Here is a 16,720-nt window from a genome sequence, read left to right as displayed (position 1 = left end):
GGTGGCGCGCTGTCCTTCCTCGTCCAGTTGGCGACGCAGCGCTCGGCCGAGCGGGTGGAGCAGCGGCGGCAGCAGAGCGAACTGTCCGAGGCCCGGCGTGCGGAGCGGCTCACGCTGCTGGAGCGGTTCGTCGAGGCGGGGGCCGAGGCGGAGCGCGCGGCCTTCAGGCGGCCGCAGGAGTGGGACGACACGACCCCTTGGTTCCTCACCACCCGAGACTCCATGAACAGACTCTGGGTGGCGGAACGGCTGATCCGCATCCAGTTTCCGCTGGCCGTGCACGACGCGGCACGCAAGTACTTCCTCGACCTCAACCGGACCGTGTGGGAAGGCCTGCCCGACGGCGAGAGCGTGCGCGACTACCTGGAGGACAACAGACTGGCCCTTCTCGACGCGGCCCGCGCAGTCATGGGATAGCCGCTGTGGGCCTCGGAGGTCATCTACGGGGGACAGGCCTCAGGCCTTCAGCACCGACGCGATCTCGGTACGGGAATCGATGTCGAGCTTGGTGAGAATGCGCTCGAGGTGTGTGTCCGCCGTCCGCTTGGAGATCACAAGATGTTCGGCGACCTCCCGGTTGGACAGCCCTCGCGCGACCAGCGTGGCGACCTCCCGTTCCCGCGGGGTGAGCACATCGGCCGCCGCGGGCTCCTGCCGGCTGCGGGGCAGGCGCCGCACCGCCGAGGGCCTGTCGGTGTCCGCCCGCACCGCCTCCAGGATCTCGGTCCCCGACAACCGCGCCCCCACACCGTGCCAGCGTTCGTACTCCGTGATTCCCAACGCTTCCCGCACGGCATTCCGGGTCGCCTCCTGCTGTTCCAGCACGGACATCAGCATGGCCACCGGGTCACCGCTCAGCCGCCGCGCGCTTTCCGCGTACCCCAGCAACCAAGCTGCCCTGGCATAGCGTTCCTGCTGTCCGGCATGCCAGGCAAGGCCCAGGCAGCAGAGCGCGGCGACCAGCACGTCACCGATCTCGCTCATGGCCTCCAGCGCCTGCCGCAACGCGTCGGCACCCTCCTCGTGGCGCCCGGCGAGCCAGAGAACGAGGCCCTGTGCCATGAGCGTCGATCCGTAGAACTGACGATCACCCGTGCCGTGCAGATGAGCCAGCCCCGTCTCGCACAGTTCCAGGGCCCCGTCGGTGTCTCCGAGTACGGCCCGCAGCAGCGCACCTTCGTAGTGGACCATGCTGATGCCCAATGAGTCGCCCACGGCGACGATCCTCCGACGCCCCTGCTCCAGGTCGGCCAGTCCCTCGTCGATCTCGCCACACAGCGCCCGCATCGCTCCGATGTACGGCTCCGTGAACAGCGCCACGCGCTGTTCGTCGCAGTTCAGCGCCGACCTCCGCGCTTCCTGGAAGAAGGTCGGCGCCTCCGCGAGGTCAGCGGTCCAGGTTGCGATCACTCCGGTCATGAACAGGCCCCAGGCCCGCTCCGCGCAGTCCTCGGGCACCAGTTGGAGCCCTTTCTCGATCCAGTACCGCCCCTCCGAGAGGGTGCCGGTCGCCCTCCAGTGGGGGGCGAGCTGCACGGCAAGGCTCAGCCCTTCCGCCGCGCTGCCCGTGGCCGTGGCCGTGGCCGTGGCCGTGGCCGTGAAGGCGTACTTCATCGCGGCCCGGATGTCGGCGATCTGGCTGCGCACCGCTTGGTGCAACTCGGCCTGGGCGGGGGTGACCAGCTCGTCCCACAGGTGCCGGGCCGTGTCGCGATGATGCTCGAAGTGCCGCCCGCGCACACGGGCCGCGCTGCTCTCCTCGTCGAGGCGTTCGGCGCCGTACTCACGGATCGTGTCCAGGAGCCGGTAGCACGCCCCGTCCTCGCCGACCCGTTGCACGACCGACTTGTCCACCAGGCCGAACAGCGCCTCCAGGACGACGTCGGACGGGAGTCCGTCGCCCCCGCCCACCCGTTCCGCAGCCGACAGCTCGAAGGGCCCGGCGAAGACGGACAGGCGTGCCCACAACAGGCGCTCCGCCGGGGTGCAGAGCTCGTAGGACCAGCCGATGGTCGTACGCAGCGTCTGATGCCGGGCGCAGGCGGCACGCTGCCCGCCGGTGAACACCTCGAACCGGCGGTCCAGCCGGGCCACCAACTCCCCCAGTGGTGCGACCCGCAGACGCACAGCGGCCAGTTCGAGCGCGAGCGGGATTCTGTCGAGCCGTTCCACGAGCGCCAGCGTCTGAGCCCGGTTGGATTCGGTGACGGTCCAGCCCGGCAGGACGCGGGCGGCTCGCTGTGTGAACAGCTCCAGGGCGTCGTCCACTCCGAGCGGGGCGATCGGCATCGTCTGCTCGTCGGCCACATCGAGTGGCTGCCGACTGGTGGCCAGGACGCACACCTCGGCGGCCTCGCGCAGGAGTATGTCGCAGAGCACGGCGCATGCGTCGACCATGTGCTCGCAGGTGTCGAGCACGATGAGCAGCTGCTGTCCCTTGATGTGGGCGACGACCGCGTCCAGTGGTTCCATCCCGGCGTGCTCCGGGACCCCCAGCACGGTGACCAGGCTCCGGAGCGCCCTGTTGCTCCGGAGCCGTACCCGCAACCCTGAAACACGATGGGGGCCGGTCGGCATTGTCCATCGGCCCTGGAGGGGTTGCCGTCATGGGCCGGACACGGTGAAGAGGGCGCCGTCGGGGTCACGGATGATGAAGGAATCCTTCGAAGGGCCGTCGCGTGCGGGAACCAATGACGATTCACCGCCTGCGTCGATGGCAGTGGCCGCGGCCCGTGCGCTGTCTTCGACGCGGAAGTCGACGTTCCACCGGGGCCGGATCCTGGGGTCCGCGGCGGTTTCGATACCTCCGCCGCGCAGGGTGGCAACCGTACGCCCTTCCAGCGTGACGCGGACGTGCTCCTGTGCGTAGTCGACCGTGCAGCCGCCGGGCGGTTCGGCCCAGCCGAAGACCTCCGCGTAGAAGATGGCCGCTTCGAAGGCGTGGCGGGTCTGCAGGTCCAGCCGAGCGGGGGCGCTGCCCTGCCCCACCGACCAGGCCAGGGCCGTGCCTTCCCAGAAACCGAAGACGGCCCCGTCGCGGTCGGCGGCCATCGCCGCTCGGCCCTCCCCCAGTTTCACGGGCCCGACGGCGAGTGTGGCGCCGCGTTCCCTGACCCGGTCCGCGGTCTCGTCGGCGTCGTCCACCGCGAAGTACGGGGTCCAGACGGCGGGAGGGCTCGTGGCCGCAGAAGAGCAGCATCCGATCCCGGCGACGGGCCGACCGTGCGCCATCGCCACGCAGAAGTTGCTCCCGAGGGTGCTGGCGATGAACTCCCAACCCATGACGTCCGTGTAGAAGGCCTGGGCCGCGTGCAGATCGCGTGCCATCAGGCTGACCCAGCAGGGAGCTCCGTTTACGGGCCTGATCCTTCCGAGGGCCGGCATTCGATGCTCCTTCGGGATTCCCGCCGCCTACGGCTCGCGGGCTGCGCCTCGATCCGTGCGAACGGTTCCTCCATGTCGAGATGGTCCGCCGTGAGTTCCGCGATCACATTGCCGCCGTTTCCCATGGCCGAAGAACTCGCCCCTCTCCTCGTCACCGACCGTCGCACGGTGTCCGCCGGTCGGTGACGGACGCGCGTGGCGGTCGGCAGAGCCGAGTTCATGATCTAACCGTGTACCCCGGGCTGCTTCCCCGCACCTCAGCACCCCGGCTCCCGCGACCGATCCCGCGCCACGACCGATCGAGGCAATCCTCCACCAGCAACGGAAGGCTGTGAGGATTGCCCGTAAGCAGCTCCACTGCGATCAGATCGTGGCGGTCCGCGGCCGGTGCTCGGACAGCCAGCCCTCGGCGTAGGCGACGGCATCCGCCAGGTCGAACAACCGGGCCTCCGCGCCGCCCACGGTGGCCCGCACCACCGGGCGTTCCTTCTCGAAGGCCGCACCCAGGTCGTCGAAGCGTTCCGCGGAGATCGAGGTCTCGCGCACGGTCGCCCAGCTGCGGCCCTGCGGGGTCATGACGGCGAAGGAGTTGTCCGTCTGCGGCGAGGGAACCCGGTACTCGGCCAGGTGGAACGCGGTACAGGAATCGAAGCCCGCCCCCAGAAGGAGAACCCGCGCCCCGCCCTCCTCCAGCCGGGCGAGCGGGCTGTGCTCGCCGAGCCGGCAGTCGAGTGCGTGGCCGTCCATGATCGCGGCGGCACGTGGGCCCACGGCCGCGAAGGACGTCTGCGGATGGCAACTACGGACGGCGCCCGGCCAGTTGCGGACGGTCTCCGGTATGACGCCGACGCCGAGAGTGGGAGTGGTCCGTGCGTCGAAGGCCGGGATCGAGGCACGGATGTCCGCCCACCACGCTTCGGGCACGGGCGGATACCCCCATTCCGCCGGATCCGAATTGTCACCGGAATGGGTCGGCACCACCAGAGTCCCGCTGTCGCCGAGAACGTCGAGCAGCGCCATGACGACGACGCGGGAACCGCCGCAGACCCATCCGAGCGAGCTGAGCGAGGAGTGGACGAGGAGGGTCTCACCGGGGCGCAGGCCCATTGCGCGGAGATCGGAGGCGAGCGAATCCCGGGTACACATCGGACCGATTGCAGGCTTGGCAGACATGACCAGTCAGTGTCCAGGTGTCGAGGCACCCGGGCCACCGAATTTCGGCGCAGGCTCGGACCGGTCGTGCCGCCTGTCTCCCGAGGTCTGGTACGGAGTCGTAGAGGTCTGGATACGCCAGGTCGAGAGGTCTAGTACGGCAGGTAGTAGCTGAGCAGATCGGCCGTGACCGGCGGGAAGAGCGCCTGGAACAGCTCCTCGTCCCCCGCGTAGACGTCGGGCCGGATCCGGGTCAGCCCCTCGATCCCGTGGGGGCCGAACAGCAGGGCGGGCAGGTGGTCGGGGGCCACTGCCGCGCCTCCCACGGCTCCGGGTCCCTGCATCGCACCGCCGGTGACGACCCGGCCGAGGCCGTCGGCCCGGACCGGGATCCGGTAGTGGGCGTCGAAGGTGGAGATGACGATGTCGCGGCCGGTGCGGTCCGGCCCGGCCGTGGTGAGGCGGTGCCAGAGCAACGGCCGGAGCCGGTCGAGCAGCGCGGCAACGTCCGGGACGCGGACGTAGTACTGCTCCGCCTGTGTGGGCGGCTCGTGGACGAGGAAATCCTGCCACGCGGCGGCGGTCACGGTGCCGGCCCGGTGGACGACTCGCATCCGGCTGTCGGGGGCCGACGCGGCGACACCGCGGAGCAGTTCCCGTGCCGATGCCTCGTCGAGGGCGGCGGCCTCGGCCAGGAGTACCTCGTCTTCGGGGAGCGTGGTGCGACCGGTGGCGACGACGGCGCCGGCGCGCTCCACGACCCAGAGGTTGCTCGCTTCGTGGGCCAGCAGCCAGCGCCAGCGTGCCTCCGAGTGCGGCATGGCCACGTCGAACCGGTTCTGGGCCGTTTCCTGCAGGGCCGCCATGGCGGGGATGTCACTGGAACGGGCGGCACGGAGTGCGGGTTCTCCCTCGCCGGGCGGTGCGGCGTGCACGGTGAGCGCCGGCGGGATGTCGATGGCGTACTCGTAGCCGAACAGCCGGTAGAAGTACGGGATTCCGATCATCGCCTGAATGACATGGCCGCGGGCGGCGGAGCGGTCGTGGGCCCATCGCATCAGCGCCCGGACGAGTCCGCGTCCTTCGTATTCCCGGTCGGTGGCGACCAGTTCGACCTGGCCGGCGGGCAGGTGGATGCCGCCGATGCGTACGTCCTCGTCGAGGAGCGTTGCGGTGGAGACGACCCGGTCGCCGTCGACGACCACGGCGCAGGCGGACCAGCCGGCGTCGGGATCCTTGACGACCAGCCGGTGATCGAGGGCATCGGCCGGTTCGCCGCGTTCCGCGAGGAGGGCGCCGATCTGGTCGAGGTCCTCGGGTCGTGCCTCTCGCAGGACGAGGCCGTCGGCCAAGGGGGTGGGTACGGGGGATGCGGGGGTGGCGGTCACGGTCGGACTGTCTCAGTGCCCGGGGCGTCCCGTCCATCGGGTTTTCGCCGGGTTGTGGTTCGCGGCCCGGGAATCCGCGGTCTCATGAAACGAACGCCGGGCAGCGTCGAGACCGTCGTGCACCAGGACGGTTCGGGGCCCGTCGCACACACGACGGGCCCGGAGCGCGTACTGAGCAGTCTCCTTCAGCCCCCGCACACGGCGGCGTCGATGGCCCGCATCACCGCTTCGTTGGACTTCTCGCTCATCGGGACGTGATTGAACGTCAGTGTCACCGCACGGCCCTTCGGGTCGACACCGCCCGCGGTCATGAATCCGGGGATTCCCCCGCCGTGCCCCCAGATCTCCTGGCCGCAGGAGTTGTGGACGCGGACGAGCCCGAGACCGTACTGGTCCTTCGGGTTCTTGTTCAGCGGGACGGTGCGCTTCATCTCGGCGAGCCGGTCCTTCGACACGAGGTCACCGTGCAGCAGCGCCGTGAAGAACGTGTTGAGATCGGCGCCGGTCGCGACCATGGCGCCCGCGGTGTACGCCCACGACACGTCGCCATCGGTGACGTCGACCTGCTTCTTGCCGATCCGGTGATAGCCATGGGCGTGCGGGCCTCGGATGCCCGCCTCCCCGGACTTCGGGAAGTAGGTGTCCTTCAGTCCGAGCCGATCGATGATGCGCGTGGTGATCTCCTCCGGGGCGGGGTGGCCCGTCACTTTTTCGATGAGCATCCCGAGCAGGACGTAATTCGTGTTCGAGTAGACCGCCAAGTCCTTCGCGGCCGGGCCGGGCGGCAAGGACATCGCGATCTTCAACAGCTCGTCCGGTGTGTAGTGCCGCTGAGGTTCTTCGCTCTCCGCCATCCGCAGCTGTCCGGGCTTGATGTCCTCCGGTTTCGTGCCGCCCGCCGCGACGTAGTCCGTCAGCCCGCTCGTGTGCTGCAGGAGATCGCGGATCTTCACCCGGCTCCCGTCGTTCCCGTTGCCCCGCACGCGTCCGGGCAGATAATGCTCGACGCTCCTGTTCAGGTCGACCCGCCCCTCGTCGACGAGTTGCATGACGACGGTCGCCACGAACGCCTTGGTGTTGCTGCCGATCCGGACCCGCGCGTCGTCGGGGAACGGCTTCCCGGTGTCGGTGTTGCCCGTCCCCGCGCGCAGGGTGCGCGTACCGCGTCCGGGCTCGGAGATCACCACCTGTACACCGGGGATGCCCTGCTCGGTGACGGCGTCGATCCTCCGCTGCGTCGTGGCGTCGGAGGACGGGACAGGCTTCGCGGCATCGGTCGGTGACGCCGACTTCTTGGCGTCGGTCGGTGGGGCGGACTTCGCGGCGTCATCACAGGCGGTCGTCATCAACGCGAGGGCGGCGGCCCCGGCGATCACGGCCAGCTTGGCGTGACGTCGTGAGGTGGTCATCGGCGGTTGTCCTCCTGGTCCGTCGGACCTCTTGGTGAGATCCCTACGCCGACGAGACTATGGATGCGCGAGTGCACCTCCCATGGCGCTGACCACCGCCTTTGCGGTGGGGCGGGCCGGTGCGCACGGGGTGCGGCAGGCCCTACCCCGGGGCCGGCTGCACGCAGTGGCCCGCCGAACCCACCCGCACTGCGGTGAGGGCGCGAGCGGCCGGATCGGGCGATGGCTCATCACGCGGCCCCGATGCGCTCACGGTGCGGTTCGCGCGCGATGTCGGCGCACCGCGTCGCGGTTGGCGCACCGCTGGGAGCAGTAGCGCTGCCGACCGGTGCGGGAGGTGTCGGCGAAGATCGTGGAGCACTCGGCCACGGCACACCGTCGTAGCCGGTGCATGCCCCGTCCCGCCAGGTGCAGTGCGGTGCCGACGGAGATCAGTGAGAACAGCAGGGAGCCGAGCGGCTGCCGGTCGTCGCGGTAGTGCAGGTGCCAGCCGTCTCCGGCGTGGTCGGTCAGCCGCGGGTAGGCGGCGGCCGCCGCCAGCATCCGGTTGAGCAGCTCGGCGCGCTCGTGCTCGTCATCGGCGTCGACGGCCTTCTCCCACGCGTCCAGCGCCTCCTGGGTGCGGTCGAGGTCCTGCGACGTGGCCGGGAGGTCCACCACCAGGCCGGCGGCGCGGCAGCGATCCGCGAGTTCCTCGGCGGTCGCCGGACGCCGGTTGGCCAGATCCGTAGCCAGGTTCACGACATCCTCGCCGTAAGGGTTGAGGTGCATAAGGTCATTACACCAACCTGATCGGCATGACACAACGCACTGGAGACCCCGCAGCCGTACGGCAGGCGGTGGAGGACGACATCGCGGAGCTTGTACGCCTGCGGGTGATGCTGTTCGAGAATCTCGGCGGCGACTTCTTCGACCCCGCGTCAGGAGGCAACGACTGGCTGGACGTCCTCGCCGTGGTGCTGAAGGAGCAGTTGGCCGCGGATGCCGTACGCATCCTTGTCGTGGAGGGTGGGAGCGGCCTCGCCGCCTGTGGGATCGGCACGATCGAGCAACGGCTGCCCGGCCCGCACCTGCGCAATGGCCGGATCGGGCAGGTGATCGGTGTGGTCACCGACCCGGCGTACCGGCGGCTCGGTCACAGCCGCTCGATCATGCAGTGCCTGCTCGACTGGTTCCGGGAGAGCGACGTCGCCCGAGTCGACCTCTATGCCTCCGCCGGGGGTGAACCGCTCTATCGCGAGCTCGGCTTCACCAGCCACCCCGACCCGTCGCTGTACTGGCGCCCGTGACCGGTCCGCCGCCACCCCGCCTCCTCCGGAACGACCTGCCCGACGCCGATACCCACACACCCTCGCTCATGCTCCGCCCGTCCGGCCTCGGACCAGTCCCGGTCGAATCCGTGATGCCGTCCCGGGCCGCGGGAGGTGAAGAGCGTTGATACGCGACGCTTCCCACTACCGCTGGATCGTCCTCGGCATCGCCACCTTCACCCAGGCGGCATCCGGCTTCTTCGTGCAGGGCATCGGGGCAATGGGCATCCACCTTCAGCGGGACCTCGATCTGAGCACGGCTCAGTTGGGTCTGCTGATCTCGGCAGCCCAGTTGGTTCCGTTGGTCGGTCTGCTGGTGGCGGGAGAGTTGCTGGACCGCTACGACGAGCGCTGGGTCGTCGGGGTGGGCGCCTGCGTGGTCGCCGTGGGGCTGTGCGCGGGAGGCCTCGCGCCGGGCTACGGGGCCCTGCTCTGCGTCCTGCTGGTCGTGGGCGCGGGATACAGCACCGTTCAGCCAGGTGGGAGCAAATCGGTGGCGTCCTGGTTCGACGCTTCCCGGCGCGGGTTGGCGATGGGCATCCGCCAGGCGGGTCTGCCACTGGGCGCCGCGCTCGCCTCAGCGGTGCTCCCCCTCCTCGCGGTCGCTCACGGCTGGCGGTCGACGCTCGTGGCCGGTGGACTCGTCGCGCTGCTGGGGGCCGCCGTCTTCATGGGCTGCTACCGCAGGCCGCCCGCGCGAGCCGTCCCGCAGAGCGAAGCGCCGCGTGCCTCGCTCGGGCGGCAACTCGGGGACCGGCTGAGGATGTTACGCGAACCGTCCATGGCGAACATCATGTTGTCCGGGACGAGCCTGATCTCGGTGCAGTGCGGCGTAGGCATCCTGACGGTGCTGTACCTCCATGAGACGGCGTCCGTCGACGCCGGCCCGGCGGCCCTGGTCCTGGTGGTGGCCCAAGGGGCAGGCGTCGTGGGCCGTATCTGCCTGGCCGCCCGGAGCGATCGCAGCAGTTCCGGACGGTATGCCTCCGTCATGATCTGCATGGCCGCCGCGATCTTGGGGATGGTGGTGCTGATGACACCTCTGGGGCGATCACCGGTAATCGCCTGCTCCGTGCTCGTCTGGCTCGGGTTCTTCGGATTCGGCTGGTACGGCCCCTGGGTCGCCTACGTGATCGAGTCGGCTCCGCCGGGCAGGACCGGCTTCGCCCTCGGTCTGGCCATGTCCGTCAACCAGGTCGCCATCGTCGTGGTTCCGCCCGCGCTCGGCCTGCTCAAGGACGTCACGCACAGCTTCGTACCGGCGTGGGGCGTCCTCACCACGATGACCGCTGTTGCCCTGATCGTCTCGGCCGGCGCAGAGCGTCGGCACAGCCACGAGCCGCCTCGATGCGGGCCAGTCACCACACCGCCCGGACACAGCACGGCCCGAGAGAGCTGACACCCCGGCCTTCGCCCCCTGCCCCTGCCCCTGCCCCTGCCGCCATTGCCGGCCAGAACGCGGAGCCACCTCGTGCCCCACCTGATACCGGATACCGGTCCGCAGCGCGTCATCACCGCTTCGAACTTCGTCTACACCATCAGCAGCGGCCTCTATCTGACCGCCGGGGTGCTGTACTTCACCCAGGCGGTTCATCTTCCGGCCGCCCAGGTGGGGATCGGACTCGGCATCGCCGGATGCGTCTCGCTCGTCATGGGCGTGGCCGCCGGCCATCTCGCCGACCGACATGGCGCACGGGGCGTCTACGCGATCGCCCTCGTCGTCCGGGCACTGGCGACGGCCTGCTTCCTCCTGGTGGACAGCTTCTGGCCGTTCGTCCTCGCGGTATGCGCGGCCACCGGGGCGCAGGCCGCCGGGGTGGCCGCCCGCTCCCCGCTCATCAGGCATTACGGAGGGGACTGGCCGCAGAGGTTCCGTGCCCGTCTCCGTGCCGTCACCAACATCGGCGTCTCCCTCGGCGCCCTGCTCGCGGGCTGGGCCGTCCAGGTCGGCACCCGTACCGCCTACCAACTCCTGGTCGTCGGCATCGCGATCGCCTGCGCGGCTTCCGCGGCCGTCCTCGTCCTGCTTCCCGCGGTCATGCCCGGACCCGTCGTCGACGGCCCTCGCCGGGTCGCCCTGCGGGATCGGCCCTACCTTCTGATCACCGCGCTCGACGGCATCATGGCCATCCAGTTCAAGGTGCTCACCGTGGCCGTTCCGCTCTGGCTGGTCAAGGCCATCACCGCCCCGCACTGGCTCATTTCGGGCACCATGCTCGTCAACACCTTCATCGTCATCGCATTTCAGGTGCGGGCCAGCCGCACCATCGACTCCCCCGCAGCCGGCGCAGGCGCCTACCGCCGATCGGGCCTGGCCTTCCTCGTCTCCTGCTCGCTGCTCTCGCTGACCGCGGGGATGCCGCAGTGGGCCGCGGCCACGCTGCTCATGGTCGCGGTGGTGATCCACACGATCGGTGAGCTGTGGCACTCCGCCGCAGGCTTCGAGGTGTCCTTCGCCCTCGCACCGCAGCACGCCACCGGCCAGTACCTGGGCGTTTTCGGCCTGGGCGCGGGCCTGGCCGAAGCACTCGGGCCGAGCCTGCTCATCTCGCTCTGCATCACCTGGGGCCGCCCCGGGTGGTACGTCGTGGGAGCCCTGTTCACCGTGACCGGCCTCATGGCACCCCTTGCCGTCCGCCGGGCGGAGTACCGGCAGCGGTCCCGGCCCACACACATCGAAGCCCTCGGCAAGGCACCGGTCGACTGAACGCGCCCGATGACGGGACAGGTGGAACGGAGTCCGGATTGACGGACGGTCTCAGAGTTCTCCCGCCGGATGCAGTTGGGCGAACTCACCGGCGAGCATGCCCATCATGACGAGATCGTGGTGCCGGCCGGCAAAGAACACATGGTCGCGGAGGCGTCCCTCCTCCACGAACCCGAGCCGACGGTGAAGGGCCAGCGACGCCTCGTTGTGTGCGAAGATCCGCGCCTGGCACCTGTGGAACCGCCGCTCGGCGAACATGAAGCGCAGCAGCAACAGTACGGCTTCTGCCGCGTAGCCGTTACGCCGGTGATCGGCGCCGATCGTGATGCCGTACTCGAACCAGCCCGACCGCGGGTCGGCGTGGAACGAACCCACAGATCCAACCGTTTCCCCCGTGTCGGCGGCTTCGATCGCCAACTGGAAACAGTCTCCGTCGGACTTGGCGGCTGCCTGCTCCTTCGCCCAGGCACGATGGCCCTCCGCGGAACGAGGCGGGTTCAGCAGGTCTCCCAACCGCTCCTCGTCCTCGGCGAAGCGCATGAACGCGGTCCAGTCGTCGGGCTCGATACCGCGCAGGCGTATCCGCTTTCCCGTCCAGAACGATGTCATCCCGCCATCGAATCACGCGGCCGGATTCGACGTCCAGAGCTTGCACGACTTCCCGAATGGCCGCTGACCAGGCACTTCGCGGTGGAGCTCCGGACCTTCGCGACCTGCCTCCCACCGCGCTTGCGGGACTTGTCGGTAGGGTCACGCCCATGAGCGTCGAGGTGGAGGTCGTCCGCGGGGCGACCGACGAAGTGGTCGAAGCAGTCTCTCGCCTTCTGCCCCAGCTCTCGGGGACGGCCGGTGCGCCCGACCGGGAGTCGGTGGCCGAGTTGTTGCGCAGCGACGCCAACACCCTGCTGGTGGCCAGGGTCGAAGGACGAGCGGTCGGCATGCTGACGCTGATCATGTTTCCGCTGCCATCAGGTGTACGGGGCCGCATCGAGGATGTCGTGGTCGACGAGGCGGCCCGGGGGCACGGCGTGGGGGCGGCGCTGACGGAGGAGGCACTGCGCCTGGCCGAGGCGGCCGGGGTCCGGACGGTCGACCTCACCTCGCGTCCGTCCCGCCAGGCAGCGAATCGGCTGTACGAACGCCTGGGATTCAAGGCCCGCGACTCCAAGGTCTACCGGTTCGTGGTGCAGCCGTAGGGGAGACTGGGCCTTGATCCGGATGATGGGCTCGCTGCCGTTCGCGGGATTCAACCGCACCATCGCCGTTGATGGGCATCCCACCCCGCTGTGTTGCGCAGTCGGCCCGCTCGTTCCGGAGCGAGGTGAATCATCCACCCGGCTCGGTGCGGCGAGGAGGTGCACCGAGCCGACATGTATCGGCCGGCTCGGTGCAACACGTGGCCCCGGTAGCCGCCGTCGACGGCTTCGCTGCGTGGGCTTGCGCCCTCCGAGGTCATGCGCCGGCCAGCAGCGCCTCCAGTGCGACGGCCGTATCCGGATGGCGGCCGGTCAGTGCCACACCTGCCGGGCCGGAGTCCGCCGTCCCCCACGTCCCCTCGCACCCCAGCAGACTCGCCACCGCGTCGCACGTCGCCGGGTGCGCGGCGAGCAGCGTGCAGCCGTGGCCGCCTTCCGCGTGGCGTATCGGATGCGCGGCTTCCGGCTCCGATTGGGCCCGCCACGGTGGCACCCACGCGTCCAGCGCCGCGAGCCGGCCGGGGAAGGTCCGCCCGGCCTCGCGGATCAGCAGAGGGGCCAGCTCCGCGCCGCCCGATCGCAGAGTGGTGATCAGGGTCGGCAGCCACGGCAGGAGCACCGGGTCCGGCAGCCGTCCGAACGCGTTCGACACTGCCTCCACCACGAAGTCGGTGAGGCTCGGGACGGGATCCAGCGCGTACAGGAAGCCACTGAGGTAGCGCGGATAGGCGGGCACCACCAAGGGATTGCTCAGCAGCTCGTCGCACCTCGCCCGAAGGTCCTCGCGGGAGAGACGTCCGAGCTGCACCTGGGCCGCCCACAGCAGCGCCGTCTTCGACGACTCCTCCGGGCGCGACTGGACCACTGCCAGTTCCAGTTGGGTCCGGTCGCACCCCAGCGACAGCGCGAGGCTCTCCATGCTGAACAGGAAACCCAGCATGGCCGCCACTTGGCGGACGGTGGCGTCGTCGTCGGTGAACGCCGTCGGCAGCAGGGTGCAGTAGTGGGCGTATCCGGCTTTGACAAAGGACTCGATCCAGGGCGGCAGCACCGGTTCGCTGGTGCGGTAGTACGCCAGTAGCCTCCGCACCCGGCGCAGCACCTCCGGTGCGCCGTCGACGCTGCGTTCGGCCGACAGCACCTCCAGGGCGTGTGTGCCCAGCTCCTCCGCGAGGCGGCGGCTCCGCAGGTACAGCGTCGCGTCCTCGACGGCTTCCAGGACCGTCGCCGCGGTGGCGCGCCGGTCGTACGCCGTACGGCGCAGGCGCTGCTCCAGCACCTGCTCGATGCTGACGCCCTCGTAGCCGAGCTCGATGAGCGCACGCTGGTAGGTACCGAGCGCGAGGTCCCACGACTCCTGGATCGGCCGCTCCCCCAGCTTCCGCTCCCCCATGATCGGCCGGGCGGCACCCTGCGGCATCAGATGGCGCAGCATCCACAACACGTCGGAGCACCGCTCCAGTTCCGGCTGGGACGCGATGTCCAGCAACGCCCGTTGCACACCCCCCTGCTGGAGCTTCGGCCCAAGGGGCGCCAACCGGTCGTGCACGTCGCGGGCCAGGGGTGGCAGCGCGTCGTAACCGACCTGGCCGACCCGGTCGCCGCCCATCATGATCTCCACGAGGCGCCGCACATCGCGCCGGCCGGGCACGGTGTCCTTCTCGATGCAGGTGACGGCCGCGTCCTGGAAGTCGTACGGCGTGGGCCTGGCCCGGTCGCGCATTCCGGCCAGCAGGATCGATGTCTCGAACACCGCGATGGCGTCGGCGGTGGAAGCGAGGTATCCGTTGCGGCGCGCGGCACGCACGATCTCCACCGACCAGCCGAGCAGTTCGGCCTCGTCCAGCCGGTCCAGGGCGGGCGGTTGCCGCAGGAAGCCGGTGAGCTTGTCCGAGGGCGGGAGATCCGGTACGGGATCCGCCGCGGCCTTGCCGGCCCGCGATTTCTTCGTGCCCGCCTGTCCCGCCAGGCGGTACGGCTCCACGCGCGTGCGTCTGACGTTCTTCGCCCACACGGTGGCGGCAATCGACACCGAGCCCGCGGCGAGGCCGAATTGCGCCTCGATCGCCGCGTGGCTGGACGGAATCAGGCCGTGCTGCCACGTGGTGGCGCTGGGTGGGCTGATCTCGAAGGTGTCCGTGCCGTGCACGCCGAACTCCGCCACGCGGCTGGCCGCGTGGAAGGCGCCGCAGACATAGAGGCAGTCCGCGGGATCGGCGCCGGTCGCGGCCAGGTGCTCGCGCATCCTGGTCCACATATGGCGTTCGCGGTCCTCGTCCACGCGGACCCGGTGAGGGTCGCCCGGTGCGAGTCGGCGGAAGAGGCTTCCGATCAGAAGCATGACCTGGCGGTAGGTGTCGTGGTCGCTGTCGCCGAGCGGCAGCTCGACGTACTGGTGCCACCATTCCGACCAGTGCCGCACCTTGCCGTGGCGCAGCAGGTGTTCCTCCAGCTCGGCGAAGCGCGGTCGCAGATCTCCGATCTCCACGCCGACGGCGTCGCCGTGCAGCGCGGCCTCCTCCCCGACGGGAGGTGCGTCCGGGTCGGCCGGCTCGGCGGTCTCCGTTCCGCGCGCGTCCCACTGGAAGACGTGGTCCGAGGAGCGGTCGACGAGGACCAGCTCGACGCCCGGCGTGTCCAGTGCGTAGGCGATCGCCTGGTACTCGGCGGAGGCCTCGGTGATCGGTGCGACCACCGACAGCGGGGACCACTCGGCCGGGAAGCCGTCGACCTCGGTCGCGAACGACTGGACCGCCACCGGCAGCTTGCAGTTGCGCAGTTCGGTCAGCAGCGGTGCCATGTCCTCGCACAGTTCGAGGTACACGACCTTGGGCTGCTTCTCCCGCAGCCGACGGGCCATCGCGATTGCCGAGGCGGGCGAGTGATGGCAGACGGGGAAGATCTCGAGCGGCTCGCGCACCGCGTGGTCGACGTCGTCGACGATGCCGAGGAGGATGCCCTCCAGGGCGTCGGGCCCGTCGGCGAACGACGCGGCGGCCTCCTGCAGTTGGGCTCGCAGTCCTTCGAAGGTCCCCTCGTGGGTGCTGCTCATGACAGGGTGGCGATCGCGTCGCGGCCGCCCTCCAGGAAATCCGGCCAGGATCCGCCCTCTTCCTTGCTGCGCGGCTCGACGACGCCGTGCAGGTACTTGTTGAGGATGGCCAGGTCCTCGGGCTCGCGCCGGGCCAGCGACCCGACGAGCGAGGAGGCCAGCGTGCGGGCGGTCAGGGCGCGCTCGCCGAAGAAATTGCTGTGCAGCACCGCGTCCTCGAGCACGCCGATCTGCTCCGCGGTGGACAGCGCGGACTCCAGCTTCTCGTCGTCGCTGCCGGCCGTTGCCGCCGAGGCCCGCAGGTCGGCGAAGCTCTGCAGCAGTACGTCGAGGAGTGTCGGCGGCACTTCCAGTTCGATCTGGTGACGGCGCAGCAGTTCCTCGGTGCGGAAGCGGACGATCTCCACCTCGCTCTTCTTGTTCGTCACCACCGGGATGCGGACGAAGTTGAAGCGGCGCTTGAGCGCCGAGGACAGGTCGTTGACGCCACGGTCGCGACTGTTCGCGGTGGCGATGATCGAGAAACCGGGCTTGGCGAAGACGATGCCGTCGCTGTCCAGTTCGGGAACCGAGATGTACTTCTCGGACAGGATCGAGATCAGCGCGTCCTGCACGTCGCTGGTGGAGCGGGTGAGTTCCTCGAAACGGCCGATGGCGCCGGATTCCATCGCGGTCATGATCGGCGAGGGAATCATTGATTCCCGCGACTGGCCCTTGGCGATGACCATCGACACGTTCCAGGAGTACTTGATGTGGTCCTCGGTGGTGCCGGCCGTGCCCTGCACGACCAGCGTGGAATTGCGGCAGATCGCGGCGGACAACAGCTCGGCCAGCCAGCTCTTGCCCGTGCCAGGGTCACCTATGAGGAGCAGGCCCCGGTCGGAGGCGAGCGTGACGATGGAGCGCTCGACGAAGCTGCGGTCGCCGTACCACTTCTGCGAGATCTCCCGGTCCAGGCCGTCGGAGCGCTCGGAACCCAGGATGAACAGGCGGACCATCTTCGGGGACAGCCGCCAGGAGAAGGGCTTGGGGCTGTCGTCGATGGATTCGAGCCACTCCAGTTCCTCGGCGTACTTGATCTCGGCGGGGGCGCGCAACAGGTCGGACATGACGGGGCCTTTC

14 protein-coding genes are annotated in these 16,720 nt (G+C 69.7%); 5 read left to right on the top strand and 9 right to left on the bottom strand.

The window, feature by feature from the left end; all coding sequences use genetic code 11:
- The first annotated feature begins 27 nt into the window (after positions 1-27).
- A complete protein-coding gene (locus OG611_RS25470; RefSeq protein ID WP_266424348.1) occupies positions 28-417 on the top strand; it encodes a hypothetical protein in 390 nt (129 codons plus the stop codon).
- 39 nt (positions 418-456) lie between these two features.
- Here OG611_RS25470 and OG611_RS25465 read toward each other — a convergent pair whose 3' ends face one another.
- The 6 genes from OG611_RS25465 to OG611_RS25440 all read right to left on the bottom strand — a co-directional run bounded on the left by OG611_RS25465 (position 457) and on the right by OG611_RS25440 (position 8,104).
- The gene (locus OG611_RS25465) at positions 457-2,472 is read right to left on the bottom strand and encodes a LuxR C-terminal-related transcriptional regulator (RefSeq protein WP_266426218.1); all 2,016 of its coding nucleotides are present in this window, start codon (positions 2,470-2,472) and stop codon (positions 457-459) included.
- 132 nt (positions 2,473-2,604) lie between these two features.
- Positions 2,605-3,384, bottom strand: a complete 780-nt coding sequence (locus tag OG611_RS25460) for a VOC family protein (protein WP_266424346.1) — start codon at positions 3,382-3,384, stop codon at positions 2,605-2,607.
- Between the two features lie 363 nt (positions 3,385-3,747).
- Complete coding sequence (locus tag OG611_RS25455) at positions 3,748-4,557, bottom strand: aminoglycoside N(3)-acetyltransferase (RefSeq protein WP_266424344.1); 810 nt, start codon at positions 4,555-4,557, stop codon at positions 3,748-3,750.
- Positions 4,558-4,688: 131 nt separating this feature from the next.
- The gene (locus OG611_RS25450; protein WP_266424341.1) at positions 4,689-5,924 is read right to left on the bottom strand and encodes a GNAT family N-acetyltransferase; all 1,236 of its coding nucleotides are present in this window, start codon (positions 5,922-5,924) and stop codon (positions 4,689-4,691) included.
- 185 nt (positions 5,925-6,109) lie between these two features.
- Positions 6,110-7,333: a serine hydrolase gene (locus OG611_RS25445; RefSeq protein WP_266424339.1), complete on the bottom strand. Its 1,224-nt coding sequence runs from the start codon at positions 7,331-7,333 to the stop codon at positions 6,110-6,112.
- A 249-nt stretch (positions 7,334-7,582) separates the two neighbouring features.
- Complete coding sequence (locus tag OG611_RS25440) at positions 7,583-8,104, bottom strand: CGNR zinc finger domain-containing protein (protein ID WP_266424336.1); 522 nt, start codon at positions 8,102-8,104, stop codon at positions 7,583-7,585.
- 26 nt (positions 8,105-8,130) lie between these two features.
- Between OG611_RS25440 and OG611_RS25435 the strand changes: the two genes are divergently transcribed.
- From OG611_RS25435 to OG611_RS25425, 3 genes are all read left to right on the top strand, one after another.
- Positions 8,131-8,622: a GNAT family N-acetyltransferase gene (locus tag OG611_RS25435; RefSeq protein ID WP_266424333.1), complete on the top strand. Its 492-nt coding sequence runs from the start codon at positions 8,131-8,133 to the stop codon at positions 8,620-8,622.
- 145 nt (positions 8,623-8,767) lie between these two features.
- The gene (locus tag OG611_RS25430) at positions 8,768-10,042 is read left to right on the top strand and encodes an MFS transporter (protein WP_266424330.1); all 1,275 of its coding nucleotides are present in this window, start codon (positions 8,768-8,770) and stop codon (positions 10,040-10,042) included.
- Between the two features lie 72 nt (positions 10,043-10,114).
- Positions 10,115-11,350 carry an MFS transporter gene (locus OG611_RS25425; RefSeq protein WP_266424326.1) on the top strand — a complete coding sequence of 412 codons (1,236 nt, stop codon included), beginning with the start codon at positions 10,115-10,117 and terminating at the stop codon, positions 11,348-11,350.
- A gap of 51 nt (positions 11,351-11,401) precedes the next feature.
- Here OG611_RS25425 and OG611_RS25420 read toward each other — a convergent pair whose 3' ends face one another.
- Positions 11,402-11,959: a GNAT family N-acetyltransferase gene (locus OG611_RS25420; RefSeq protein ID WP_266424323.1), complete on the bottom strand. Its 558-nt coding sequence runs from the start codon at positions 11,957-11,959 to the stop codon at positions 11,402-11,404.
- A 149-nt stretch (positions 11,960-12,108) separates the two neighbouring features.
- Between OG611_RS25420 and OG611_RS25415 the strand changes: the two genes are divergently transcribed.
- Entirely contained in the window at positions 12,109-12,546 is a 438-nt protein-coding gene (locus tag OG611_RS25415; RefSeq protein ID WP_266424321.1) for a GNAT family N-acetyltransferase, read from the top strand.
- A gap of 256 nt (positions 12,547-12,802) precedes the next feature.
- Here the strand turns inward: OG611_RS25415 and OG611_RS25410 are convergent, their stop codons facing one another.
- Both OG611_RS25410 and OG611_RS25405 read right to left on the bottom strand, forming a co-directional pair.
- On the bottom strand, positions 12,803-15,598 hold the full coding sequence (locus OG611_RS25410; RefSeq protein WP_266424318.1) for a DUF5682 family protein: 2,796 nt from the start codon (positions 15,596-15,598) through the stop codon (positions 12,803-12,805).
- Complete coding sequence (locus OG611_RS25405) at positions 15,595-16,707, bottom strand: AAA family ATPase (RefSeq protein WP_266424315.1); 1,113 nt, start codon at positions 16,705-16,707, stop codon at positions 15,595-15,597. Before OG611_RS25405 ends, OG611_RS25410 begins: the two co-directional genes overlap by 4 nt.
- Positions 16,708-16,720 lie beyond the last annotated feature (13 nt).

This window comes from Streptomyces sp. NBC_01363 (assembly GCF_026340595.1).
GTDB lineage: Bacteria > Actinomycetota > Actinomycetes > Streptomycetales > Streptomycetaceae > Streptomyces.
The sequence above is the reverse complement of the archived record's forward strand: the minus strand, read 5'-3'. Positions and strand labels throughout refer to the sequence as shown.

What these genes read in the sequence shown, in the direction of transcription:
- OG611_RS25465 (WP_266426218.1), bottom strand. Translation starts at nt 2,472, where the DNA reads ATGGAACCACTGGACGCGGTCGTCGCCCACATCAAGGGACAGCAGCTG.
- OG611_RS25460 (WP_266424346.1), bottom strand. Translation starts at nt 3,384, where the DNA reads ATGCCGGCCCTCGGAAGGATCAGGCCCGTAAACGGAGCTCCCTGCTGG.
- OG611_RS25455 (WP_266424344.1), bottom strand. Translation starts at nt 4,557, where the DNA reads ATGTCTGCCAAGCCTGCAATCGGTCCGATGTGTACCCGGGATTCGCTC.
- OG611_RS25445 (WP_266424339.1), bottom strand. Translation starts at nt 7,333, where the DNA reads ATGACCACCTCACGACGTCACGCCAAGCTGGCCGTGATCGCCGGGGCC.
- OG611_RS25440 (WP_266424336.1), bottom strand. Translation starts at nt 8,104, where the DNA reads ATGCACCTCAACCCTTACGGCGAGGATGTCGTGAACCTGGCTACGGAT.
- OG611_RS25435 (WP_266424333.1), top strand. Translation starts at nt 8,131, where the DNA reads ATGACACAACGCACTGGAGACCCCGCAGCCGTACGGCAGGCGGTGGAG.
- OG611_RS25420 (WP_266424323.1), bottom strand. Translation starts at nt 11,959, where the DNA reads ATGACATCGTTCTGGACGGGAAAGCGGATACGCCTGCGCGGTATCGAG.
- OG611_RS25415 (WP_266424321.1), top strand. Translation starts at nt 12,109, where the DNA reads ATGAGCGTCGAGGTGGAGGTCGTCCGCGGGGCGACCGACGAAGTGGTC.
- OG611_RS25410 (WP_266424318.1), bottom strand. Translation starts at nt 15,598, where the DNA reads ATGAGCAGCACCCACGAGGGGACCTTCGAAGGACTGCGAGCCCAACTG.
- OG611_RS25405 (WP_266424315.1), bottom strand. Translation starts at nt 16,707, where the DNA reads ATGTCCGACCTGTTGCGCGCCCCCGCCGAGATCAAGTACGCCGAGGAA.